22 protein-coding genes are annotated in these 21760 nt (G+C 65.1%); 7 read left to right on the forward strand and 15 right to left on the reverse strand.

Annotation, left to right across the window (positions count from 1 at the left end):
* Positions 1 to 3 precede the first annotated feature (3 nt).
* The 5 genes from JEY66_RS26425 to JEY66_RS26445 form a co-directional block, all read right to left on the reverse strand.
* Positions 4 to 708: a PA1136 family autoinducer-binding transcriptional regulator gene (locus JEY66_RS26425; protein WP_018271236.1), complete on the reverse strand. Its 705-nt coding sequence runs from the start codon at positions 706 to 708 to the stop codon at positions 4 to 6.
* Between the two features lie 156 nt (positions 709 to 864).
* On the reverse strand, positions 865 to 1740 hold the full coding sequence (gene hchA / locus JEY66_RS26430; RefSeq protein ID WP_018271235.1) for a glyoxalase III HchA: 876 nt from the start codon (positions 1738 to 1740) through the stop codon (positions 865 to 867).
* A 100-nt stretch (positions 1741 to 1840) separates the two neighbouring features.
* A complete protein-coding gene (locus JEY66_RS26435; RefSeq protein WP_018271234.1) occupies positions 1841 to 2536 on the reverse strand; it encodes a GNAT family N-acetyltransferase in 696 nt (231 codons plus the stop codon).
* A 109-nt stretch (positions 2537 to 2645) separates the two neighbouring features.
* The gene (locus JEY66_RS26440) at positions 2646 to 3290 is read right to left on the reverse strand and encodes an O-methyltransferase (RefSeq protein ID WP_018271233.1); all 645 of its coding nucleotides are present in this window, start codon (positions 3288 to 3290) and stop codon (positions 2646 to 2648) included.
* Between the two features lie 23 nt (positions 3291 to 3313).
* The gene (locus JEY66_RS26445) at positions 3314 to 3946 is read right to left on the reverse strand and encodes a PadR family transcriptional regulator (protein ID WP_244620793.1); all 633 of its coding nucleotides are present in this window, start codon (positions 3944 to 3946) and stop codon (positions 3314 to 3316) included.
* 191 nt (positions 3947 to 4137) lie between these two features.
* On the opposite strand from JEY66_RS26445, the gene JEY66_RS26450 reads away from it, so the two are divergent.
* Positions 4138 to 4491 (forward strand): MmcQ/YjbR family DNA-binding protein, encoded by a 354-nt coding sequence (locus JEY66_RS26450; protein WP_018271231.1) that lies wholly within the window; start codon positions 4138 to 4140, stop codon positions 4489 to 4491.
* Between the two features lie 21 nt (positions 4492 to 4512).
* Here the strand turns inward: JEY66_RS26450 and JEY66_RS26455 are convergent, their stop codons facing one another.
* Entirely contained in the window at positions 4513 to 5079 is a 567-nt protein-coding gene (locus JEY66_RS26455; RefSeq protein ID WP_018271230.1) for a hypothetical protein, read from the reverse strand.
* 89 nt (positions 5080 to 5168) lie between these two features.
* The gene (locus JEY66_RS26460; protein WP_026192670.1) at positions 5169 to 6134 is read right to left on the reverse strand and encodes a GlxA family transcriptional regulator; all 966 of its coding nucleotides are present in this window, start codon (positions 6132 to 6134) and stop codon (positions 5169 to 5171) included.
* 204 nt (positions 6135 to 6338) lie between these two features.
* On the opposite strand from JEY66_RS26460, the gene JEY66_RS26465 reads away from it, so the two are divergent.
* Positions 6339 to 6980, forward strand: coding sequence for an HD domain-containing protein (locus tag JEY66_RS26465; protein WP_018271228.1), 642 nt, complete (start codon positions 6339 to 6341; stop codon positions 6978 to 6980).
* Positions 6981 to 7028: 48 nt separating this feature from the next.
* Here JEY66_RS26465 and JEY66_RS26470 read toward each other — a convergent pair whose 3' ends face one another.
* Positions 7029 to 10370 carry a DEAD/DEAH box helicase gene (locus JEY66_RS26470; RefSeq protein ID WP_018271227.1) on the reverse strand — a complete coding sequence of 1114 codons (3342 nt, stop codon included), beginning with the start codon at positions 10368 to 10370 and terminating at the stop codon, positions 7029 to 7031.
* 169 nt (positions 10371 to 10539) lie between these two features.
* The gene (locus JEY66_RS26475; protein WP_026192669.1) at positions 10540 to 10989 is read right to left on the reverse strand and encodes an SRPBCC family protein; all 450 of its coding nucleotides are present in this window, start codon (positions 10987 to 10989) and stop codon (positions 10540 to 10542) included.
* A gap of 77 nt (positions 10990 to 11066) precedes the next feature.
* Between JEY66_RS26475 and JEY66_RS26480 the strand changes: the two genes are divergently transcribed.
* Complete coding sequence (locus JEY66_RS26480) at positions 11067 to 12158, forward strand: adenylate/guanylate cyclase domain-containing protein (RefSeq protein ID WP_018271225.1); 1092 nt, start codon at positions 11067 to 11069, stop codon at positions 12156 to 12158.
* Positions 12159 to 12163: 5 nt separating this feature from the next.
* Here JEY66_RS26480 and JEY66_RS26485 read toward each other — a convergent pair whose 3' ends face one another.
* The gene (locus JEY66_RS26485; RefSeq protein ID WP_018271224.1) at positions 12164 to 12412 is read right to left on the reverse strand and encodes a hypothetical protein; all 249 of its coding nucleotides are present in this window, start codon (positions 12410 to 12412) and stop codon (positions 12164 to 12166) included.
* Positions 12413 to 12504: 92 nt separating this feature from the next.
* Between JEY66_RS26485 and JEY66_RS26490 the strand changes: the two genes are divergently transcribed.
* Both JEY66_RS26490 and JEY66_RS26495 read left to right on the forward strand, forming a co-directional pair.
* Positions 12505 to 13725, forward strand: a complete 1221-nt coding sequence (locus JEY66_RS26490) for a hypothetical protein (RefSeq protein WP_018271223.1) — start codon at positions 12505 to 12507, stop codon at positions 13723 to 13725.
* Between the two features lie 134 nt (positions 13726 to 13859).
* Positions 13860 to 14507 (forward strand): Vgb family protein, encoded by a 648-nt coding sequence (locus JEY66_RS26495; RefSeq protein WP_018271222.1) that lies wholly within the window; start codon positions 13860 to 13862, stop codon positions 14505 to 14507.
* Between the two features lie 12 nt (positions 14508 to 14519).
* On the opposite strand, the gene JEY66_RS26500 is transcribed toward JEY66_RS26495, so the two are convergent.
* From JEY66_RS26500 to JEY66_RS26510, 3 genes are all read right to left on the reverse strand, one after another.
* The gene (locus JEY66_RS26500; RefSeq protein ID WP_018271221.1) at positions 14520 to 14852 is read right to left on the reverse strand and encodes a hypothetical protein; all 333 of its coding nucleotides are present in this window, start codon (positions 14850 to 14852) and stop codon (positions 14520 to 14522) included.
* A 158-nt stretch (positions 14853 to 15010) separates the two neighbouring features.
* On the reverse strand, positions 15011 to 16228 hold the full coding sequence (locus JEY66_RS26505; protein ID WP_016842814.1) for an MFS transporter: 1218 nt from the start codon (positions 16226 to 16228) through the stop codon (positions 15011 to 15013).
* 134 nt (positions 16229 to 16362) lie between these two features.
* Entirely contained in the window at positions 16363 to 17529 is a 1167-nt protein-coding gene (locus tag JEY66_RS26510; RefSeq protein WP_157183452.1) for an ABC transporter substrate-binding protein, read from the reverse strand.
* A gap of 204 nt (positions 17530 to 17733) precedes the next feature.
* On the opposite strand from JEY66_RS26510, the gene JEY66_RS26515 reads away from it, so the two are divergent.
* Positions 17734 to 18300, forward strand: a complete 567-nt coding sequence (locus JEY66_RS26515) for an AAA family ATPase (protein ID WP_018271219.1) — start codon at positions 17734 to 17736, stop codon at positions 18298 to 18300.
* An 8-nt stretch (positions 18301 to 18308) separates the two neighbouring features.
* Here JEY66_RS26515 and JEY66_RS26520 read toward each other — a convergent pair whose 3' ends face one another.
* Together JEY66_RS26520 and bamA are read right to left on the reverse strand one after the other, a co-directional pair.
* Positions 18309 to 18860, reverse strand: coding sequence for a carboxymuconolactone decarboxylase family protein (locus JEY66_RS26520; RefSeq protein WP_026192668.1), 552 nt, complete (start codon positions 18858 to 18860; stop codon positions 18309 to 18311).
* 130 nt (positions 18861 to 18990) lie between these two features.
* On the reverse strand, positions 18991 to 21501 hold the full coding sequence (bamA, locus tag JEY66_RS26525; protein ID WP_018271217.1) for an outer membrane protein assembly factor BamA: 2511 nt from the start codon (positions 21499 to 21501) through the stop codon (positions 18991 to 18993).
* Between the two features lie 42 nt (positions 21502 to 21543).
* Between bamA and JEY66_RS26530 the strand changes: the two genes are divergently transcribed.
* The gene (locus tag JEY66_RS26530; protein WP_129964980.1) at positions 21544 to 21756 is read left to right on the forward strand and encodes a hypothetical protein; all 213 of its coding nucleotides are present in this window, start codon (positions 21544 to 21546) and stop codon (positions 21754 to 21756) included.
* Positions 21757 to 21760 lie beyond the last annotated feature (4 nt).

Genomic DNA, 21760 nt, shown 5'->3' on the forward strand with positions numbered 1-21760 from the left:
GCCTCAGTCCTCGATCTCGCCGCTGCGGATCGCGAGCCGGATGGCTTGCGCTGTCGTGGCGACGCCGAGCCGAAGCCGCGCGCGCCGCAAATGGTTCTCGACCGTGCGTTCGGACAGGCCGAGCGATGCCGCGATGTCGGCCTGGCGTCGTCCGGCGGAGATCCAGCGCAACACCTCGCGCTCGCGCGGCGACAGGCTCGACGCACCGTTCGGCTCGTGCGCTTCCATCAGCCCGCGAGCGGCGCGGAAGGCCGCGGCGCCGATCATCGCCAGCGCCGCACGGGTCCGCGGCGACGCATCGATCCGCGTCCCGGCGAAGCTCATCGCGCCTTCAAGGCCGGTGCGCCCGAACACGGGAACCTGCAGTCCATGGAAACCGGGCCCGCGCGGCGTGCGCACCACGCGGTACTTCTCGCCGCGCGCCGACATCACCTTGGTCCAGAAAAACGCCTCGTCCACATTGAGGAAATTGCGCGTCACCGGGCAATGCCGGACATAGGTTTCGGCATCGACGGTCACGCCTGTGCCGAACCAGTCGCCTTCGACCCAGTAGATCCGGTCAACCAGGTCCTCTCGTGCCGGCGATGCCGAGAACATCACGAACCGGTCGTAGCCGAGCGGCACGCTCGCAGACCGCACCGCCGCCTGGATCGCGGCCAAGCTCTCGCTGCCCTCGATCGCAACCACGGCTTCGATGTAGCGGTCCATGCGGTGCCATCGTGTCTTGCGGAAGGCCGTTCGCGCGCGGCCCAGCGCGTTGAGGATTTTCCCTCAAGCGAGATCGGCCTGCAAGGCGCACGACATTGGCCCGCCGCCGGCGGCGCGGCGAGATTCGCGCCGCCCGGAGGTTGAGCCGCCGACCGCTCAGCGCTCGCCGAGCGTATCGAGCAGAGCCTTTGCGGCCGCCTTGCCGACATTGTTGGCGGCGAACGGGCTATCACCGGTGATCAGCTTGCGATCCTGATGGGTCTTGCCGGTGATGTCCTTGTTCAGGATCTCGACGCCGAGCGCCTGCAACTGTTCGCCGAAAGCCCAGGTCAGCGCGCCGGGCATGTAGCCGATATCGGGCGTGGTCCGATCGATGGCGTCGGGAAATGCGCAGATCTTGTAGCCCTTGAAGGGATAGTCGCCCTTGGCTTCGCCGACCGCGGACGCCAGCAGCGCCGCCGGGCCATGGCAAAGCGAGATGATGTGCTTGTCGTTGTCGAGCGCCCATTTCAGGGCGGCCTTCACGTCGGTGCTTTCGGGCAAGCCGATCAGCGCACCATGGCCGCCGGGAATGAACACCGCGATATAGTCGGAATCCTTGCCGAGCTTGCTTTCGATCACGTCGGAGAGCTTCAGCGGCTGCTTCAGCCTGGCGAGATACTTCTGGTAGATGCTCTTGACCGCGTCGTCCTCCTTCGGAAATGCCCAGAGCTCGAATTTGACCCGATTGCCTGACACGGTCGCGATGTCAAATTCGAAGCCCGCCTTGTCGAGGTGATACATCGGCAACAAGGTCTCGACGGGATGGTTGCCGGTCGAGAACATCGTGCCGTTCTGCAACAGCAGATAGCGCTCGTCCGCGGCGATCATCAGAATTTTCCAGCGGCCACCCCTGTAGGCGTTGGGATAGTCCGCGCCGGAGAGATCCGACTTGGCCGAGGTGAATTGCCCAAGCGAGTAAGGCGACGGAAAGAAAGCGTTGTTCTCCGCCGGATCGGGTACGGGACGCTTGTCCTGGGATTGCTCGGACATTGAGATATCCTCTCTCATCGTGTTGCGATCCGGCAAAGGTAAGCACGAGATCGGCGATGAGGAATGAGGGATTTCCCTCAACCCGCTTTGCCGCGCATCCCTATCCCTGTTTCTGCAACACCGTGATGTGCAGCCGGCGGCGGATCTCCATGCCCTGGCGGCGATAAAGCGCGATCGCCGAGACGTTGCTGGTGAAGACGTGCAGGAATGGAATTTCGCCGCGCGCCACGATCTGGCGGGCGACCGCCGACAGCAGCGCCTGCGCATAGCCCCGGCCGCGATGCTCGGGATGCACGCAGACAGCGGTCATCTCGGTGTAGTTCCCCGGCTTCATCCGTTCGCCGGTCATCGCGACCAGTTCGCCATTGATGCGGATGCCGAAAAAGCTGCCGAGCTCATGCGTCCGCGCACTGAACGGTCCGGGCTTCGTCAGCTCCGTCAACGTCATCATTGCAGAAACGTCGGCAGCGCCGAGCGTGACGATCTCGACGCCGGGCACAGAATGGTCAGCGGGCGTGCCGATCATCTGCTCGCCGGTTTCGGCCAGCAGCACCTTGAACTCCGGCGGCACCGGGACAGGATCGAGCGTGAACAGCACCGCGATCTCAGGTCCCGACAGCAGCGCACCGAGCGCGGCAAAGCTCTTTGGCGACATGTCGACCATGTCGGCGAAGGGTGCGATCGCGAGCGGAAAGCGGCGCGCGTCGGCGCCGCCTTCCGCCAGCGCGCGTTGTCTCGTGGTCAGCGCGCTCCAGATCGGGCGATCGAGCGGATGATTGGGCGGGACTTCGGACATGCGGCGCTTCGCTCCTGATTTTCCTCGAACAGAGCAAGAAGCGCCGGCAAAATCCAGCATGGCGTGTTGTGGTTGTGGCTCACAATCACGCAAGCAGGTGAAAACCCCGCTACGCCACCTTCAGGCAGAGCTCGGTGCCACCCTTGAGCGGCAGCGTGATCGACACGAAGCCATTGTTGGGATCGCGCACGAACTCCAGGAAATCCGCCTCGGCATTGTCGTTCATGACATAGCCGCCGACGCGAAGCTGCGGCGCGACGATCTCGATCACCTGGCGCGCCAGCGTCGGCCCCTTGTCGCCCGGCCAGCCGTCGATCAGGATGAAGTCGACGGGACCACCGAGATCGCGCAGCGTCTTGCGCGCATCGCCCTCGCGGATGTCGGCGTAGTCGGCAAGGCCGGCCTCCGCAAGATTGCGCTTCGCCGCTGCGACCTTGGCCGGCACGATCTCCGACCCGATCACGGTGCCGCCGCCATTGTCGCGTATCGCGGCGGCGAAATAGAGCGTCGACATTCCGACCGAGGTCGCGAACTCGGCGACGCGCTTGGCGCGCAGGCCGCGGCACAACAGATAGATCAGCTCGCCCTGCTCCGGGTGGATCGAGAATCCCTGCTCGGCATAGTCGTGCGGGTCGCGGCTGCCGCTCTGCATCGGGTTGCCGCGCACGGGCGCCCGGCGGGTGGCCTGCAGGCGCTCGATGACGGCGGTGACGCGGGCATCACGGATCGCGCTGTGCGGTTCGGCGTTGTACATGAAGGGGCTCCTTTGCGACTGCGTCATTGCTGCAGGATCTCAGCGGCCGCGCGGTCCAGAATCTTTGCGATCCGCCGCGCCTCGGCGACATCGCAGCCGCGCTTCTGGCGCAGCGCGCTCTTCAGCGCGTGACGGGCACGGTGCACCTCGTCGGACGCTTCGCCATCGAGATCGCTCACGCCGGCGAAGGCTTCGCGCACCTCTTCCATGCGGCGGCCGATCCGCGACAGCGCCTCGAGAATGGCATCCGCGGTCGTACGGTTCTCGCCGAGATACGCCCTGCCCTGCTCGGTGATGCTGTAGAGCTTGCGTGCCGCGTCCTGGGTGACGCTGGCATGGCCAATCTCCTCGAGGAATGTCAGCGCCGGATAGATCACGCCCGGGCTCGGGCTGTAGAAGCCGTCCGACCGCTCCTCGATCCGCTTGATCAGCTCGTAGCCGTGAGCCGGCTGCTCGCCGAGCAGCGCGAGGATCACGAGTTGCAGATCCTGCGACGAGAGCCGCCGCGATCCCGGAAAATCACCGCCGCCACCCCGCCCGAAGAAGCCATGGCCGCCGCGGCCAAAGCGGTGACCGCCCCTGCCATGCCGGCCCATGGCGAAGAACCCGAACCGGAAGCCGTCATCGTCCCGGTCGCGAAACATCGATCGTCTCATTTGCGCATCCCTTACTGAAAATATATCTTACGATATATCTACAGATGGAAGGACGACAACCCACATTTTCGTGAGACGTCGGGGACGAAGCGGCGGCTGGTGCTGGCCGAGGGCTGGCCGGGCTCAGTCCGGGCTTGTCGACCTTCATGCGGCTGGCCTATGGCTTGGAACGCCTTCCAGCCTTGCGATCCATGCGCCCCAAGACCTTCGAAGCCCATTGTCTGCGCCTGCCCGCCGCCACCAAGGTGGTGCAATGGGAAGGCACGTCGGTGTTCAAGGTCGGCGGCAAGATGTTCGCGCTGGCCGGCGGCTACATCGAGAGCACCGGCGGCTTCATGTTCAAGACCTCGAACATGGCCTATCAGCTGCTGATCGAGCAGGGCCTGGCGCGGCCGGCGCCGTATCTGGCGCGCGCCAAATGGGTGCAGTTGATGGCGAACGACTCCCTGCCCGACGCTGAGCTCAAGGCCTATCTCGACCAGGCGCATGCGCTCATCGTCGAAAAGTTGACGCGGAAGTCGCGCAAGGCGCTCGGGCTCGACTGATCGGCCAAGCTGCGACGCTATTCAGCCACCCAGCGGCTTGTCGGAATCGCCCGACAGCAATTTCGGAAACAGCTCCTTGAAGGCGAACTTGTCGTCGCCCTTGGCGCGGTCGAAGCGCAGCACGACGTCGAACCGGCTGCCCTCCCATTTGGTCGGCGGGGTGCCCTTGCTGACCGGGATCAGCGGAAGGATATCGGAGATGATCGCCTTGTGCTCCCAGCACAGCAGCACGACGCCCTTCAGCGCCAGCACCGCAGGCACCAGCCTCGGCTCATCGCCCTTGCCAAAGCTTTCGTTCGGGGTCAGGCCGCGCCGTGCGGCAAGCGCCGAGATCGTCTCGGCCGGACGGCTCGACGGCGGCTGATTGGCCGTGGTGCCCGGTGTCGCGGCATAGATTGCATCGGGCTTGGCATAGTCACCGCCGGTGAGATCGGTGCCGAACAACGCGGTCCACGCGCCCGCACGCTCCCACCCACGGAGCACAAGCGACTCGGTGTCGGAGACGCCATCCGCGGTGAAACCGGGTCCCGGCCAGGAATCGCCCGGCTTCTCGGCATGACGGATGATGAAGAGCGTGAGCGCGTCCATGGCGGCCTCTCGGGAGAAGATGTGTGGCAGGATCCGGCGTCGGCGACGTCGATCCTATCCCCGATACAGCCTCCGGTTGATGAACCGCATCACAGTTTGCGAAAACTCGCGCGGTACTGCGCCGGCGACACGCCGAGCCGCTCGCTGAACACGATCCGCATCCGGTCGGCCGAGCCGAAGCCGCAGTCGAACGCAACCGCCTTCAGCGGCCGGTCCGAGCCCTCGAGCAGCCGGCGCGCGGCGTCGACCCGCGCCCGCTCGACGAATTCATGCGGCGTGATTCCGGTCTCCTGCGCAAAGGCGCGGCCGAAATTGCGCACGCTCATGCCGACGGCTTCCGCCAGCGACTGCAGCGTGTGGCGCTCGCCGACGTGCTGCATGACATGCGCCTGCGCGCGCGCAATCGGCGAATCCTCATCGACCGGCGCGGTGAGATAGGGACTGAATTGCGACTGCCCACCCTGGCGCTGCGCCACCACGACCAGCCGCTTGGCCACCGCGACCGCAACCTGCGGCCCGTGCCGTTCGGCGACCAGCGCGAGCCCGAGATCGATCCCTGCGGTCACGCCGGCTGAGGTCATCAGATGTCCGTCGCGAATGTAGATGCGGTCGAAGATCACCTCGGCCGCGGGAAAGCGCGCCGCCAGCAGCTGCGCGTTCTGCCAATGCGTCGTCACCTTGTGGCCGTCGAGCAGCCCGGCATGGCCGAGCGCGAAGGCGCCAGTGCAGATCGAACCATAGAGCTCGGCGCGCGCTGGCGCCCCACGCAGCCACTGTGTCAGTTCGGGATCCGGCGCGGCGTCGGGCAATGCCGGCCCGCCCGCCACGAGCAGGATATCGAACTTCTGCTGTGCCTCGGCGAAGCTGAGATCGGCCGATATCTTCATGCCGTTCGACGCGCGGAGCGGTTCGCAGCCGGCACCGACTAGCACGGTCTCATAGCCATCGCCCGCCGGCACAAAGCCGTTCGTCTCCGCGAACACATCGACGGGACCCGCGACATCGAGCGCCTGAACCCCTTCGTGAATCGCGATCGCGACTCTCTGAACCGCCATGCCTTCTCCCTGCCCGCTGGCGCGAAACGACGTCTGGTTGGCCCGATCCGGCGGCGCGCGATCGTTGCGGGACCGGGCCCAAACGGCGACAAGCACGCCACGGATCGCGCCACCCGGCGATCCGCACACACCGCAGAGACGAGCGCCGGGCTCGCGTGTTCGCACGCCACGGCATCGTCTTGCCACATCGAGGAGCGTCTTGAAATGACCGAGATCATCGCCGGCATCCGCGTACCCGACAGCGCGATGGCCCGCGCCGCCACCCAGCTGGTGCGCGATACCGAGGACGACCTGCTCTACAATCACAGCCGCCGCGTGTTCTTCTGGGGCGCGCTGACCGGCAACCGCCGCAAGCTGAAATTCGATCCCGAGCTGCTCTATATCGGCGCCATGTTTCATGACATGGGCCTCACCGCTGCTCACGCGAGCCCCGATCTGCGCTTCGAGGTCGACGGCGCCAACGCCGCGCGCGACTTTCTCAAGGGCTATGGCGTTCCGGAGCGCGACATCGAGGACGTCTGGACCTCAATCGCCCTGCACACCACGCCTGGCGTCCCCGAGCATATGCGTCCGACCATTGCGCTGGTCACCGCCGGCGTCGAGATGGACGTGCTCGGCATCGCCTACGACGATTTCTCGCACGAGCACCGCGATCATGTCTGCGCGCACCATCCGCGCGAGGCGAACTTCAAGGAGAACATCATCGATCATTTCGCCGCCGGCACCATCAGGAAGCCGCTGACCACCTTCGGCAACGTCAAGGCCGACGTGCTGGCGCTGAAGGACATGAACTACGCCAGGGTGAACTTCTGCTCGATCATCCTCGGCTCGAAATGGCCGACATGACGCGGCCAGTTCGGCAAAAGCCGTCACCAAATCTGGACCAGGCAATGTTCAATCCACAAACAGTGCCTGCACGTCCTCTTCCGTGAGCGCAGCGCCGATGCGTCCTTGGGAATCGAAAATGCTGTCGGCCAGCGCGCGCTTGCGGGCCTTGAGTTCGTCCATTTTCTCTTCGATCGTACCGGCAGCCACCAGCCGATAGACAAAAACGGCCTTGTCCTGACCGATGCGATGAGCACGATCGATGGCCTGCTCCTCGACCGCGGGATTCCACCAGGGATCGAAAATGATCACGGTATCCGCGGCCGTCAGGTTGAGTCCGACACCGCCGGCCTTCAGGCTGATCAGGAAGAGGTCGCTGGCACCGTTCTGAAACCCGTCGATCGCGCTCCTGCGGTCCTTCGTTTCACCGGTTAGCACGCTGTACCGGATCGCGAGCGCGTCGCAGCGCTTGCGGATCAGCGCCAGCATGGAGGTAAACTGCGAGAATACGATGATCTTGCGCTTCTCGCTCAGGAGTTCTTCGACCATCTCCATCAGCCGATCGAGTTTTGCCGACGGACGCTGGACGCCGTCGCCGAGGTTCAGCAGCGCGGGATCGCAGCAGGCCTGACGCATCCTGAGAAGGGCTTCGAGCACGACGATATGGCTCTTGGCCAGGCCGCGTTCCCGGATCGCCTTGCGGACCTTTTCCGACATCGACAGACGGATGGCGTCGTAGAGCTCCCGCTGGCTGCCTTCGAGGACGACACCCTCTGTAAACTCGCTTTTCGGCGGCAACTCGGCGGCCACCTCCTGCTTGGTCCGCCGCAACAAGAATGGCTTGATGCGGTGCGTCAGCACCCGGGCGCGTCCGAGGTCAGCGCGCTTCTCGATCGGCGTCCGCCAGTCGCGCACGAACGTCGCCCGATCGCCGAGATACCCTGGATTGGCAAAGCTCATGATCGACCAGAGTTCGCCGAGATGATTCTCCATCGGCGTGCCGGTCAAGCAGAAGCGATGCCGCGCGCGGATGCCCTGGAGCCGACGCGTCGTCGCCGTGTTGGAATTCTTGATGGTCTGAGCCTCGTCAAGCACTGCGACGTGCCATTCGCGCGCGAGCAGCACCTCGTGGTCGCGCGCGATCAGCGGATAGGTCGTAAGAACCAGATCGTGATCGGCGATCGCTTCGAAACTCTGCCTGCGGTCAGGACCATGCAGAACGAGAACCCTTAAGCCTGGCGTGAACTTGCGCGCCTCGTTGAACCAGTTGGTCATCAGGCTTGTGGGAGCGATGACGATCGCGGGATCCGTCAGATGACCGCGCGCCTTCTCCAGCGCCAACAACGCCAGGATCTGAACGGTCTTGCCCAGTCCCATGTCGTCGGCCAGTACGCCGCCCAGGCCGCTCTCCCTGAGCAGGTCGAGCCAGGCCACGCCTTGCGTCTGGTAGGGTCTCAAGGCCGCGTTGAAATCGGATGGCAGGACGGGACAAGGCAATCCGCGGGCACTGAGCAGTCCCGCCATACGACGAAGATTTTCCGCTCCCCTGAAGACGAAATGATCGGCTTCGAGACCGAACAGCGGCACGATCTGGGCGCGCGAGAGGCGGATCTTCCCTGACGCATCAACGAAGGCTTCGCGCAAGGCCAGGCTATGGAGCGCCAGTACAAGCGGAAGGAAGCGATCGGCCGCCATCGCCAGATAGCGGCCGTCGGCCAGCGGCAGGTAGACGCTGCCGCCATCGTCCGCGAGCCGCTTGACCGTCTCTGGCGCAAATCCGGGTTGCGATATTAGCGTGGCCAGTAGCGGGGCAAGATCGCGGCGTTCGCCATCAATCTCGATCCCGAGCGCTAGCTCGAACCAGTCGATGCCGCTGCTTTCGAAATCGGCATCGAACACCCCGGATGACGTCGCCAGGCGGTACGGGAAATCGTCGTCGATGCGGATCTCGAAACCAGCCGCTTGCAAACCGGCGGCCTCGACGTTGAGGAAGTCGAGCCATTCCGCCGGCTGCGCGAAGGCCAGGTCCTTCGTATGCACGGCATCGAGCAGGGGGAAAGCCGATCTCGCGTCGACCAGGCCGAGACTGGTCAGTCGTGCAGCCATCTCCTTCTCTTTGGCCTTGCGTCGCGTAACGACGTGAATGCTTCCGTCGCTGAACGACTCCACGCGATGCGCGGATTCCGACTGTTCGATTTCGACCGGGCCGTATCGGAAGCTGACGCGGGCCACCGGTACGCGGTCGGGCGTACGGTCGCCGCCATAGTAATAGCCATGGGTCATCTTGCGCCCCAGCATGAGGCGAAGCACCGGCTCCGGATCCACGTTGATCTTCACCGCTGCGGCGGGAGGCTCCGGCAACCAGCCAGGATCGAGGCCGGGCAATTTCTGGCCTAGATGTTGCACGACTTGCGCGACATGGGCATACGGGATCGCAGGCGCCAACAAAAGCCGGCAGCTCAGCCGTTCCGGAAGATTCAACCCGATCGGCCCGATCAATCCGGCAGCCGCGTCGACATAGACCGGCGGCTCGGCGTTGAGCGCCGTTGCATCTTCAACGGTCAACAGCGGACCGATCCCGTCCTTGCTGACCTGACGCCACGCGATGCGACCGTCGCGCGCATCGCTCCATTGCAGCGCCACGCCACTGTGATCACGCCAGAACGCCCGCCCCGTCGCGACGATCCGTTTCAGGACATCGGCCGAATACGCGCGTCGGCCCAGCGTGTAGCCGGACCGAAACTCGCTGGACAGCCTGACGAGGACGTCAATGTCGGAGCCGAGATAATATTTCGGAGCGCGATCGACCGAAAAATCGGCCAAAGATGGCTGCGACACCTTGCTGCCGAACTCGCCTGTCTTCAGGATTTTCACGGATACCAGCGACACGTCCATGCAGGGAACGCAGCCTGCCGACAACGCGGGCTGCAGATAGTAGAGCAATCGCTGCGTGACATCGGGCGGATAGTCTGATTCCCGCACCGACCGGCCGACCGTCTCGATCCATTCCGTGATTTGGTAGGGCAGCGCCGCGTCAGGTCGCAGCTGCCCATTTCCCGCGGCGCCTCGCGACGCCAGCATTGGCGTACCGGCCGAACGTGCCCGCCGGTGCAAGGCTTCAAAGAGCGTCGCGGCAACATGCTTGCAGTTCACGGCCATTGGACAGCTGCAATCGCCGTCAACGTCGACCAGTCGATCGCCGTCAAACTCCAGCACGATATCGACCCGATAAGGCTTGCGTTCGGTTCCACTCACCCGCGCATGCACGCGGGTGAGATCCTCACTGATCTCCACTTCCGAGACGCGGCCCTGGGCACGGTAAACAAGGGCCTTGTCCACGGCCGACCGGCTGAAGAAACCGAGAAAGTCCTTCTGTCTCAGTCGCTCGGAAAGATTCGGAACGTCAGGCATCACGGATTGCGGTTTCCACAGGAGCGGCGGTCCCGGATCAATCCACTATTAGCAGACGGAATATGTCGGCCAAACGGCATCGACCAGCGCCCGCCCTGCTTCCACACCTTCCTTGTTGTCGGCCGTGACACATAGTGGCCGACAAACTCCTGCAGAAGGCCTAGCTGCCTCACGCCGGACCGCGGTCCGGACCAGGATCCCGACCGACGGCCGCCAGCGAGAGCCGGCCCATATAGTGCGCCCAACCCTTGTCATGGCTCTCGCACTGCGCGGCGTTCGGGAGGCCGCTATGGGTCATGCGGAGCAGCGTGCCGTTGTCCTGCTCCATCAGGTCGATCTCGATCAGGCTCGATCCCGGCGGAACTTCCTCGCTGCCCTCCCAGCCGAAGCTGTAGGCGAGACGATGCACCGGCACGACCTCGCGGAACGCACCGCGCGCGGCGCGGCTGCGATCGCTGCCGAGCCCCTTGAGGAAGTAGAGGCCCCCGGGATGCGTCTCGGTCGCGGCTTCGAGCCCCATCCAGCTCACGATCTTCTGCGGATCGGTCAGGAAGGCGAACACGGTTGCAGCCGGGGCTGCGATCTGGATCTCGCGTTGAACGATGAAGGCTTCAGTCATCGATCCATGCTCCATTGACGGTCGGTGCTCAGGGATAATTCGTGACAAGGGCGGTGCGTCAACCCCATGATGGTGTGATGCAATTGTCATCGACGCTGAGCTGGCTGGTCGACGCCGCCGCCGAGACCGCGGGCGCCAACCGGTTGTTGGCGGACCTCGGTAGCCACCTTATCACGGATGGCCTGCCGCTTGCCGGCGGCGCTCTGACGCTCGAGGTTCCGCACCCCCTGATTGCAAGACGAACCTGGCTGTGGCGTGCCGACAATGGCGAGGTTATCGAAGCGCTCGGATTCGCGCCGGAACAACCGTTTGCGATGCCCGACATGGTGGGGTCCGGCGACGCCGGCCGGCGCTGGCTCGGAACCCTCGCGCCCGGCCCGATCCACGAGGGCACGATTGGAACGCGGCCGGATGGCCCGACCCTCGGCTGGATCGGGACACGCGCCTTCACACCTGCCGAGGCGGATCAATTGCGCGAGGCGGCGCGGTTCATGGCTGCGCCGCTCGCCGCGCTCGCGGCACGCGCGACACTGACGGCGGCACTGGAGGCTTATCTCGGCCGACGCAGCGCGGCGCGCGTGCTGGCATCGCCATTGCGGCGCAATACCGGCGAAACCATCCGGGCGGCACTGCTGTTTGCGGACCTTCGCGGCTTCACCGCGCTGTCGGAAAGCCATCCGCCTGCCGAGGTGATCGCGGCGCTCGATGCCTGGTTCGACCGCATCGCGGGCGCCATCCACGCCTTCGGCGGCGAGGTGCTGAAATTCATCGGCGACGGCCTGCTCGCGATCTTTCCGGTCACGACCAGCGCGCGCAACGCATCCGAGGCGGCATTGCGCGCGGTGTCGGCGGCGCGCGTCGGCATGGCGCATCTCGACGTAGAGCGACGCAAGCAGGGCTTGCCGCCCCTGCCATTCGGCGCGGCGCTGCATCTCGGCGAGGTGCACTGGGGCAATATCGGCGCCGCCGACCGCCTCGACTTCACCGCGATCGGCGCCGCGGTCAATCTGGTGAGCCGGCTCGAAGGGCTCTGCAAGCCGCTCGAGCAGACCGTGCTGGTTTCGGGCGCCCTCGCCGCCGAGACCGAGACGCCGCTGGTCGCGCTCGGCAGTCATGAATTGCGCGGCATTGCGCGGCCATGCGCGGTCTTCACTTTGCCGGAGGGGTGAGCCAGTCATCTGAACAGGCGCAGCCATGGCGCCAGATGAAATGCGCTCATCAGCGCGTACATCGGGACCATGCCCTGCAATGACAGCGGCCCCTGCATCGCGCCGCAGATCATGTCGGCCGGCGCCATCGCGGCAATCAGCGCCATCACGGCAAAGGTCGGCGCCGCCGCCAGCGACAGCAGGCGCGCCAAAGCCTGGCCCCGTCCGCCAAACCTGCCCCTCAACCAGACCTCGCGTGTTTCGATTTCGGTCATCGTTCGATCTCTCTGGAGATGATCCATGTCGTCATGTGCTAGGTTAGGACCGGGCCTCGGAGGGTGAGAGTGACAAGTGTGTCGGGATTCGAATGGACTCGCTGATTACGGCTGCGGCGCGCGCGCTCGCGGCGGGTGATCCCCTCGGCGCACTGAAACGGGTGGCCCTGCGTGACGATGCGCCGGCGCTGGCGCTGCGCGGCATCGCGATGGCCCGGCTCGGCGAATTCGCCCGCGCCAAGGAGCTGCTGCGGCGCGCAGGCCGCGCCTTCGGCCCGCGCGAAGCCGTCGCGCGGGCGCGCTGCGTGGTGGCGGAGGCCGAGATCGCGCTGGTGTCGCGCGACCTTTCCTTTCCCGGGAAGAGCCTCGCCGCGGCACGCGCAACGCTCGCGGCGCGAGGCGATGCGCTCAATGCCGCCCATGCCGGCTATCTCGAAATTCGCCGCCTGCTGCTGATCGGGAGCCTCGATGCGGCCGAGCGCATGCTTGATGGTCTCGACCCGGCGCCGTTCCCGCCGGCGCTGCGGGTCGGCCATGAACTGGTGGTCGCCGGAATCGCGATGCGGCGATTGCGGACCAAGCCGGCACGCGAAGCGCTGGCCCGCGCAAGGGAAGCCGCGCGCCGCGCCGGCATCGCCGAACTCGCGGCCGAGGTCGAAAGCACCGCGCGCCTGCTCGCGACACCCGCGGCGCGTCTGATCGCGCGCGGCAGCGAGCGGCCGCTCTTGCTCGAGGAGGTCGAAGCCCTGATGGCGTCGAAGGCGCTCGTCGTCGATGCCTGCCGCTATGTCGTGCGCGATATCAGCACCACGGTCTCGCTGACCCGGCGGCCGGTGCTGTTCGCGCTCGCGCGCGCGCTGGGCGAGGCGTGGCCGCAGGACGTGTCGCGCGGCGCGCTGATCGCGCGGGCCTTTCGCGGCAAGCACGCCGATGAATCGCACCGTGCGCGGCTACGTGTCGAGATCGGACGGCTGCGCCGCGCGCTGCGGCCGCTGGCCGATCTCAGCGCCACGCCGGACGGCTTTGTGCTGGAGCCGCATGGCCGGCGCGAGGTGAGCGTTTTGGCGCTGCCGGTCGAGGAGGAGCATGCCGCGGTGCTGGCCTTTCTCGCCGACGGCGAGGCCTGGTCGAGCTCCGCGCTGTCGGTCGCGCTGGGGGCGAGCCAGCGCACCGTGCAGCGTGCGCTCGACACATTGGCCGCCACCGGCAAGGTGCAGTCAGTCGGCCGTGCCCGCGCCCGGCGCTGGATGACGCCGCCGGTACCGGGATTCACGACGACCTTGTTACTCCCTGCCCCGCTGCCGAACGGCTAGCATCGGGGCGCAATTGGAGCGTTTTCGAGCGAAGCGGATATCGCTTCGTGCGAAGAAAATGCGTCAAAACAGGAAATCTGGAGCCTCGATTCTGATTCAATCAGAACCGAAGCTCCAGGCGACAGGAGCGCAGCATGAAAAAGGCCACGGCCGAGATCATCCGGGAATACGGCCCCTTCGACGGCGTCGAGAACGTCGGCGGCGTCAGCTTCGACGGCGAGCAGGTCTGGTTCGCGGCCGGCGATCGCCTGGTGGCCTTCGATCCCGACAGCGGCAACACCACCCGCACCCTCGATATCGCGGCCCATGCCGGCACCGCCTTCGACGGCAAGCACCTCTACCAGATCGCCGAGGACCGCATTCTGAAGATCGAGCCGCAGAGCGCGCGCGTGATATCCACCATCCCCTCGCCCGGCGGCGGCCGCGACTCGGGCCTCGCCTGGGCGGAGGGCTCGCTGTGGGTCGGCCAGTATCGCGATCGCACCATCGTTCAGATCGATCCGGAAACCGGCAAGGTTCTGCGCACCATCGAAAGCAACCGGTTCGTCACCGGCGTCTCCTGGGTCGATGGCGAACTCTGGCACGGCACCTGGGAAGGCGATGAAAGCGACGTGCGGCGCATTGACCCGCAGACTGGCGAAGTCATGGAAAAGCTGGAGATGCCGCAGGGCGTGTTCGTCTCTGGCCTCGAGTCCGACGGCGCCGACCGCTTCTTCTGCGGTAGCGGCTCCGCCAACAACAAGGTGCGTGCCATCCGGCGACCGAAGCGCAGCCGCGCGTGAAGCGATTTGCGATCACCTTTCGGCTAGGGAAAGAATAGAGCGGATCACCTGGCGCTTCTCGTCCGACAAACCCGCGAGCAGCGCCTCGTCGAGATGCTGTTCTCGGATGAGCCGTGCGAAGACAAGCGGGAGCTGTGAGTATCGATAGTCGAACATCTCATCGAGCTCCCTCCTTTGCTGGTGCAGATACTCGCCAACTTCCCACATCTCCGACGGCGTCGCTGCCGCAACGGCCCTGCTCTTGAATTCGACCATCACCTTGGCGAGCGCGCATTCCACCGCCGAATCATAGGCCTTGCGCGCAATCTTCTTTTCGGCTGGGGACCATTGGAGATCACGGTACATAGTGGGCTCTCATGCGCCTGGCGTCGTGCCAACAATCATGGCATTCAGCCGTGGACGCCCGACCGATGCAATGACGCCATAACGTTGCCCCTTTGCCCACCGCTCGGCAAGACCAATTCGTCTGTCCGAGCGGCGCGCTGCATGACGGAGTTCAAACTTCACGCCGGCGCCGGCACCGCGGTGGGCCGCACCGCCGGCATCGGGCGGAAGGTCATCATGATCAGGAACGCGCCGATGCCGACCGCCCAGGAGCCGACATAGAGCCACGTGTAGCTCGCAAAGGTGTCGTAGATCAGGCCGCCGGCCAAAGGCCCGGTCGCCATGCCGAGGCTGCCGGCCATCGCGGTGCCGCCGATCACGGTGCCCATCATCCGCAGCGGAAAATTCTCGCGGATCAGCACGGAATACAGCGGCATGGTGCCGGCATAGATGAAGCCGAAGATCGCCGCGACCGCGTAGAATGCGGCAAGCTCGCGCACGAAGACGTAGCCGAGCGCGCCGAACGCCTGCGCCAGCAGGCCAAGCACCAGCACGCGCTTGGCGCCAAAACGGTCGCCGAGCAGACCGAAGGCGATGCGGCCGCCCATGCCGGCGAGCCCTTCGACGCTGTAGATCGTCACCGCGGCGACCATCGGAATGCCGCAGGTGACCGCGTAACTCACGGTATGGATGATCGGGCCCGAATGGGTGGCGCAGCAGAAGAAATTGGTCGCGATCAGGATGATGAATTGCGGCGAGCGCAGCGCCTGCGCCAGCGACATCGGCGGCTCGCCGTTCTCCGAGACCGCTTCAGCGTGGTCGCCCTGCAGCGCCGGCGGGCGGCGCACCAGGAACGAGACCGGAATCATGATCGCGCCGACCACGCCCGAGACGATCAGCATCGCGGTGCGCCAGTCGTGGTGGGAGATCAGCCAGGCCGCGAGCGGCGACATCGTCATCGGCGCCATGCCCATGCCGGCCGACACCAGCGAGACGGCGAGGCTTCGATGGGTGTCGAACCAGCCGGTGACGCAGGCCATCATCGGGGCAAAGATCGCCGCCGTGGCCGCGCCGACCAGCGCGCCGAACACGAACTGAAAGGCCAGCAGCGACGTCACCTGGCTGGCCAGCGCGAGGCTCGCCGCCAGCACGACCGATCCGGTCAGCACCACCGGCAGCGGCCCGAAACGGTCGGACAGCGTGCCCCAGATCATGCTGGTGAAGGCCATCGCGAGGAAGCCGATCGTCATCGCGCTGGAGATGCCGGTCACCGACCAGCCGGTCTCGCGCGCCATGGGCTGGAGGAACACCGGCAGCGAAAACATGCCGCCGATCGCGACGCAGCCGAGCAGGCCACCGGCCGCGACGATCACCCAGCGATAGGTCGAATTGCTCATTCCGGAACTCCCATTCAGCTCGATCTGGCTGGAAGACGAACGGACCGGACTGGAACCGACAACCAACGCGCGCGCCAGCTCACTTTTTTGCGAGCATGGTGGCCTCGAGCGTCGCTACCGAATATTCCTCCTGGTCAGCGGCCGGCTGGACTGCACCCCGGCTCCGGCGCGATCTCGCCGAGTGGTCGCACCTGCACGAGTTCCAAACCCTGCGTCCTGACAATGAACATGCTCATCGCCGCGTGATGATCCCGACCGAGCGTGACAGGGCCGGTCGGCGACGGAATGGCGAGGCCCGCCATCGCGTCGATGATCGCCTCCTTGTCGAGCTTGCCGGCCTTCTCGGCCGCCGCCTTCAGCGCGATCAGCGTGTTGTAGTGCGTCATCACATAGTTCGACACCGCGACACCGGCGCCTGCAGCGGCGCGGGCCTTCGCGACGAACGCCTTGACGGCAGGATCCTCGCTCGTCGCGACTGCCGGCACCACGGTCACCACGTTCTGGCCCTTGCCGCGGAAGATGCCGAGGTCGACTTCCGACAATCCGAGGAACGCGACGGTGATGTCCTTCAACAGCCCGGCCTCGTCGGCCTGCCGGATGAAATCCATCCCGTCGCCCTTCAACGCAAACAGCAGCACCTTGGCCTTGCTCGCCGCGATCTCCTTGATCAGCGGTGAGAAGTCGGTCTCGGTCCCCAGCGTGTATTTCGTCGCGACCACCTTGCCGCCGAGCTTCTCGATCAGGGGCTGCGCGATGCCGAACATCCGATGGGGCCAGACCCGGTCGGCGCCGAGCAGGAAGTAGGTGTTGCCGAACGTCCGGGTCATGTAGGGCAGCAGCTGGCCGAGCTCCTGGTTCGGCACCGCGCCGAACGAGAACAGATAGCGGCTGCATTTGCCGCCCTCGTAATTGGTGGCATAGAACAGCGGCGTCTTCGAGCTCTCGGCAATCGGCATCAGTGCATTCAGATTACGCGAGGTGATCGGACCAACAACGGCAAACACGCCCTGCTTCTCGACCAGCGAGCGCATCGCCTCAGCGGCCTCCTCCGGCCGCGTCTTGTCGTCGGCATAGATCACCTCGACCGGCCGGCCGAGAATGCCGCCGGCCGCGTTGATGTCCCTGGCGGCGAGATCGAGCCCAAGTTTCGCCTGCTGGCCGTAGAGCTCGACCCCGCCGGAAAACGGCAGCACCGCGCCGACGCGGATCGGTTCGCCGGGTCCAGCGGCGCGCGCCGGCTGAAGCATCGCACCGCAAAGCAGAAGCGCGAGCGTCGTGCAGATGATCGAGCGTGATGCCATGTGCGTCATTCCTTCGAGCAGGACCATGCTTGCTCGATAGTATCGGCGCGGGATATTGAAGAATTCGTCAAACGCGCCGTGCTTGCGTCACAATCGAGGCGATGCTCACCGCGCCCGTCGAGACATCTCCGGGCCACCTTCCCCAAGACTTCTGGCTAGGCAACCCGCATCCGCGGAATGCCGACTCGCGCCTTGCCCTAACCAATGAAAGGACACCTCTTGCAAGACCGCTTCGTCCTGATCTCCGGCTGCTCCGGCGGCGGAAAATCGACGCTGCTTGCTGAACTAGCCGCTCGCGGCTATCCGGTCGTCGAGGAGCCCGGCCGCCGCATCGTCACCGATGAGCTCGCATCCGGCGGCAACGCCCTGCCCTGGGTCGATCCGGCGCCCTTCCTGCGGCGCGCCGTTGACGTCGCACTGCAAGATATCGAGATGGCAAAGGCCCATTCGGGATGGGTGTTCTTCGATCGCGGCCTCATCGACGCGGCGTCGGCGCTTGAGGCGTTGACAGGCGAACCGGTGCTGCACAAGATCTGTTCCGTACATCGCTACCACCGGCGCGTGTTCGTGACGCCGCCGTGGCCTGAAATCTACGTCACCGATTCCGAGCGTCGGCACGGCTTCGAGGCAGCGACGGCGGAATATCAGCGTCTGATGGAGACGCTTCCGGCGCTTGGCTACGACGTCATCGGCTTGCCGAAGCTATCGCCATCCGTGCGGGCCGATTTCGTGCTCACGACGCTCGGCGGCTGCCTCACATCGACGGCCTGATCAGGCCGTCACTCCGCGGCCTCACGCTGCGGGACGCCCTGCTCGACGTCGAGCTGCAAGATGTCGTTGAAGCGGTTGAAGGCGCCGCAGAGCGCGATCCGCCAGGTCAGCTCGACGATCTGCGGTTCCGAGAAGTGTTCGCGCAGGCGTGCGAAAATCTCGTCGCGGGTCTTGTTCCAGTTGTTGGTGACGGCGATCGCATATTCGACCACGAGCTTGTCGAGCGCATCGAGCTCGGGATGATCCTGATAGTCGAGCAGCCGCTCGGCGCCCTCCTGCGACACGCCCTGGACCGCGAGCTTGGGCGCATGGTGCGACACGCAATAGTCGCACTTGTTGAGCAGCGAGACCGTGACCAGCGCGAGCTCGAGATGGCGCTTCGAGACCACCGCCTCGTCGGCGAGATCGACCAGCAGCGACCACATGTGCTTGAAGATCGGCGGGCGCTGCGCCATGACGCCGGCCTGGTTCTCGAACGCGCCATAGGTGGTCATCTTGTCCCACAGCGGCTTGAGCTCGGCCGGCAGGTCGTTCCTGGTCTTGATTGACACGCGTGACATGGATTGCCTCGGATCGGAATTGTACCGATGCAGCCTGCCCCGCTTCGCCTGATACCGCAAGCCGCAGGCCGGCATGGCAGGCGTCACGCCAGGAACTTACCGCCACCCGCGACGCAGTCCGGCTGTCGGCTCAGAACGACGTGCCTCCTCCGAACCGGAACTCCTGCACGATGTCGTATTTACCCTTCGTGATCGGCACGGCGTAATCGAAGCGCAGCGGGCCGAACGGCGAGGCCCAGATCAGGCCGACACCGACCGAGGTTCGCACCACGTTCCCATCGTCGTATTGGAGGCCGCATTTGCAAGCAGCCGTATTCACCTCGCCGGTTGCGGCCCACGACGTCGGGCCTTCATAACCCCAGAGCGAGCCGGCGTCCGCATAGACAGCCCCCTTCAACCCAACCTCGGAGGGCAGGAACCAGAACGGCATCTGCAGCTCCATCGACGCCCCCCAGTATTTGGTGCCGCCGAGCGCATCCCCGACCGCGCCTAAGCTCGCATAGGTGATGTCGCGCGGGCCGATGCCGTTGGTGGCAAAGCCGCGCACGAGATTCGGCCCCATCTGGAAATGGTCCAGCATGCGCAGATCGTTGTCGCCGACCTTGGTGAGCAGGCCGCCCTGCAGGTGGATCAGTCCGATCAGGTCGGACACCAGCGGCGTGTAGTATTTCGCGTCGACCGCGCTCTTCAGATATGTCACGTCGCCGCCGACGCCGGCAAAATCCTGCTTGAAGTCGATCAGCAGGCCGTCGGTCGGGTTCTTGTTGTTGTCGAGGGTGTTGTAGGTCAGCGTGTAGCCGATCTGCGAGGTCCAGGTCGCCCCTGCGGCGAGCTCCTTGCGCACCGGCAAGGTGGATTCGCCGTCGCCGTAGCAGCCATATCCATAAAGCCCTGACGAGACCGAGTTCGTGGGATCGACACCGCCGAGCACACTCTGGATGTAGGCGGGTGTTGGATTGAACGCGAGCGACGGGTTGGCCGGATTGTTGTTGCAGTTCGCATAGGCGCTATCGAGCGAGATTTCCTGCTGATAGAGCGAATAGCGCAGCTGCAGGGTCAGGTCTTCGCGCAAGGCCAGGCCCAGCCGCGGCGAGAACCCGATCGTCTTCACGCCATAGGTCGTGTAGTCCGTCGGCAATTGCTCCTTGTAATACGCATCGAGCCCGAGCGCGACGCGATAGTCGAGCAAATACGGCTCGACAAAGGACAGCGACAGGCCGCGCGAGTACTGGCCGTAGCTGACCGTTGCCTTGGCGAACAGGCCACGACCGAGCAGATTTCGCTCGGAGATGCTGACCTCGGCAAGCGCGCCGTCCGTCGTGGAATAACCGCCCGAGACGGAGAAGTCGCCGGTCGACTTTTCCTCCAGATCGACGACCAACACCACGCGATCGCTCGTTGATCCGGGCTCGGTGGTGATCTTGACGGTCTTGAAGTAGTCCAGATTCTTCAGCCGCCGCTCGGCGCGATCGACCAGCGCGCGGTTATACGCATCGCCCTCGGAGAGATCGAACTCGCGCCGGATCACGTAGTCGCGGGTGCGGCCGTTGCCGCGAATGTCGATCCGCTCGATATAGGTGCGCGGCCCCTCCTCCACGCGAAACACGATCCCCACCGTGTGGGCCTCGAAATTCCGGGCACCGTCCGGACGGATCACCGCGAAGGCGTAGCCGCGGCGCGACGCTTCGATCTGCATGTCCTCGACCGACTTCTCGACCGCCTCGACATTGTAGAGCGAGCCTTCGCCGACGCGCGACAATGAACGCAGCGTCGTCGGATCGAAGCCCGCTATACTCGAGCGGAAACTGACCGTCGCAACGCGGTACTGCTGCCCCTCATCGATCTTGAACGTCACCTGAAAGCCCTTGCGCTCCGGATCATACTCGGCGAGTGCAGCTACGACCTGGACGTCCGCGTAGCCGTGCTTCAGGTAGAAGCGGCGGATCAGGTCACGGTCGGCCTCGACCCGATCCGGGTCGTAGATATCGGCATTGCCGAGAAAGCTCAGGAAGTTCGTCTCATGGGTCTTGATTACGTCCTTCAGGCGCGCCGCCGAAAAACTGTTGTTGCCCATGAACTCGATGGTCTTGATGCCGGTCTTCGCTCCCTCGTCGACGGTGAAGATGAGATCGACGCGGTTGTTCGAGCGTTCGATGATCTCCGGCGTGACGTGCACGTCGTAGCGGCCTGAGCGCCGATAGATCTCGGCGATCCGCAGTGCATCCGACTGCACCATCGGCCGCGACAGGGTACCCCGCGGCTTGGACTGCATTTCGGCAGCGAGCTGCTCGTCCTTGATCTTCTTGTTGCCCTCGAACGCGACGCGGTCGATCACCGGATTCTCGATCACCGAAACGACGATCCGGCCGCCCGCGTGATTGATCTTGACGTCCTGGAACAACCCCGTTCCGACCAGCTCCTTGAGGCCGTCGTCGACGGCAGCCTGATCGAGATGGCCGCCGGGCCCGGGCCTGAAATAGGAGCGGATGGTCTCCGCCTCTACCCTCCGGTTGCCTTCGACCGTGATCGCATCAACCGATCGGGCCGCCGCAGGAGCCAACAATGGCCACGTCACCGGCGTCCCCGGGATCGAAAAGCCCGACAGCACGATCGCCGCGACAAAGCTCCGCCACGTCTTCATTCCACACCTCGCGAACAAGAAGCCCGTTGTGACGGGATGGTGATGGCTGCGGTGTGGCTGCAGGATTGCGGAATTATTTCCAGTGGTTTGGGACTGTTAGCGCGACGCGACGCGGCCGGCATCGCCGATTGGTTCGGGCTGCGCGCGACGCTTACAGTTCAGAAACACTATGCTTACGAAAAGGCGCAATGCCGCCCACAAGCGACGCGTATGCTGGTCAATTGGTGGCTGAGCGCGCTGGAACGCGCCCGATGACGTT

It is taken from the genome of Bradyrhizobium elkanii USDA 76, assembly GCF_023278185.1.
Lineage (GTDB): Bacteria > Pseudomonadota > Alphaproteobacteria > Rhizobiales > Xanthobacteraceae > Bradyrhizobium > Bradyrhizobium elkanii.

What these genes read in the sequence shown, in the direction of transcription:
- JEY66_RS26425 (WP_018271236.1), bottom strand. Translation starts at nt 708, where the DNA reads ATGGACCGCTACATCGAAGCCGTGGTTGCGATCGAGGGCAGCGAGAGC.
- hchA (WP_018271235.1), bottom strand. Translation starts at nt 1,740, where the DNA reads ATGTCCGAGCAATCCCAGGACAAGCGTCCCGTACCCGATCCGGCGGAG.
- JEY66_RS26435 (WP_018271234.1), bottom strand. Translation starts at nt 2,536, where the DNA reads ATGTCCGAAGTCCCGCCCAATCATCCGCTCGATCGCCCGATCTGGAGC.
- JEY66_RS26440 (WP_018271233.1), bottom strand. Translation starts at nt 3,290, where the DNA reads ATGTACAACGCCGAACCGCACAGCGCGATCCGTGATGCCCGCGTCACC.
- JEY66_RS26445 (WP_244620793.1), bottom strand. Translation starts at nt 3,946, where the DNA reads ATGAGACGATCGATGTTTCGCGACCGGGACGATGACGGCTTCCGGTTC.
- JEY66_RS26450 (WP_018271231.1), top strand. Translation starts at nt 4,138, where the DNA reads ATGCGCCCCAAGACCTTCGAAGCCCATTGTCTGCGCCTGCCCGCCGCC.
- JEY66_RS26455 (WP_018271230.1), bottom strand. Translation starts at nt 5,079, where the DNA reads ATGGACGCGCTCACGCTCTTCATCATCCGTCATGCCGAGAAGCCGGGC.
- JEY66_RS26460 (WP_026192670.1), bottom strand. Translation starts at nt 6,134, where the DNA reads ATGGCGGTTCAGAGAGTCGCGATCGCGATTCACGAAGGGGTTCAGGCG.
- JEY66_RS26465 (WP_018271228.1), top strand. Translation starts at nt 6,339, where the DNA reads ATGACCGAGATCATCGCCGGCATCCGCGTACCCGACAGCGCGATGGCC.
- JEY66_RS26470 (WP_018271227.1), bottom strand. Translation starts at nt 10,370, where the DNA reads ATGCCTGACGTTCCGAATCTTTCCGAGCGACTGAGACAGAAGGACTTT.
- JEY66_RS26475 (WP_026192669.1), bottom strand. Translation starts at nt 10,989, where the DNA reads ATGACTGAAGCCTTCATCGTTCAACGCGAGATCCAGATCGCAGCCCCG.
- JEY66_RS26480 (WP_018271225.1), top strand. Translation starts at nt 11,067, where the DNA reads ATGCAATTGTCATCGACGCTGAGCTGGCTGGTCGACGCCGCCGCCGAG.
- JEY66_RS26485 (WP_018271224.1), bottom strand. Translation starts at nt 12,412, where the DNA reads ATGACCGAAATCGAAACACGCGAGGTCTGGTTGAGGGGCAGGTTTGGC.
- JEY66_RS26490 (WP_018271223.1), top strand. Translation starts at nt 12,505, where the DNA reads ATGGACTCGCTGATTACGGCTGCGGCGCGCGCGCTCGCGGCGGGTGAT.
- JEY66_RS26495 (WP_018271222.1), top strand. Translation starts at nt 13,860, where the DNA reads ATGAAAAAGGCCACGGCCGAGATCATCCGGGAATACGGCCCCTTCGAC.
- JEY66_RS26500 (WP_018271221.1), bottom strand. Translation starts at nt 14,852, where the DNA reads ATGTACCGTGATCTCCAATGGTCCCCAGCCGAAAAGAAGATTGCGCGC.
- JEY66_RS26505 (WP_016842814.1), bottom strand. Translation starts at nt 16,228, where the DNA reads ATGAGCAATTCGACCTATCGCTGGGTGATCGTCGCGGCCGGTGGCCTG.
- JEY66_RS26510 (WP_157183452.1), bottom strand. Translation starts at nt 17,529, where the DNA reads ATGGCATCACGCTCGATCATCTGCACGACGCTCGCGCTTCTGCTTTGC.
- JEY66_RS26515 (WP_018271219.1), top strand. Translation starts at nt 17,734, where the DNA reads ATGAAAGGACACCTCTTGCAAGACCGCTTCGTCCTGATCTCCGGCTGC.
- JEY66_RS26520 (WP_026192668.1), bottom strand. Translation starts at nt 18,860, where the DNA reads ATGTCACGCGTGTCAATCAAGACCAGGAACGACCTGCCGGCCGAGCTC.
- bamA (WP_018271217.1), bottom strand. Translation starts at nt 21,501, where the DNA reads ATGAAGACGTGGCGGAGCTTTGTCGCGGCGATCGTGCTGTCGGGCTTT.
- JEY66_RS26530 (WP_129964980.1), top strand. Translation starts at nt 21,544, where the DNA reads ATGGCTGCGGTGTGGCTGCAGGATTGCGGAATTATTTCCAGTGGTTTG.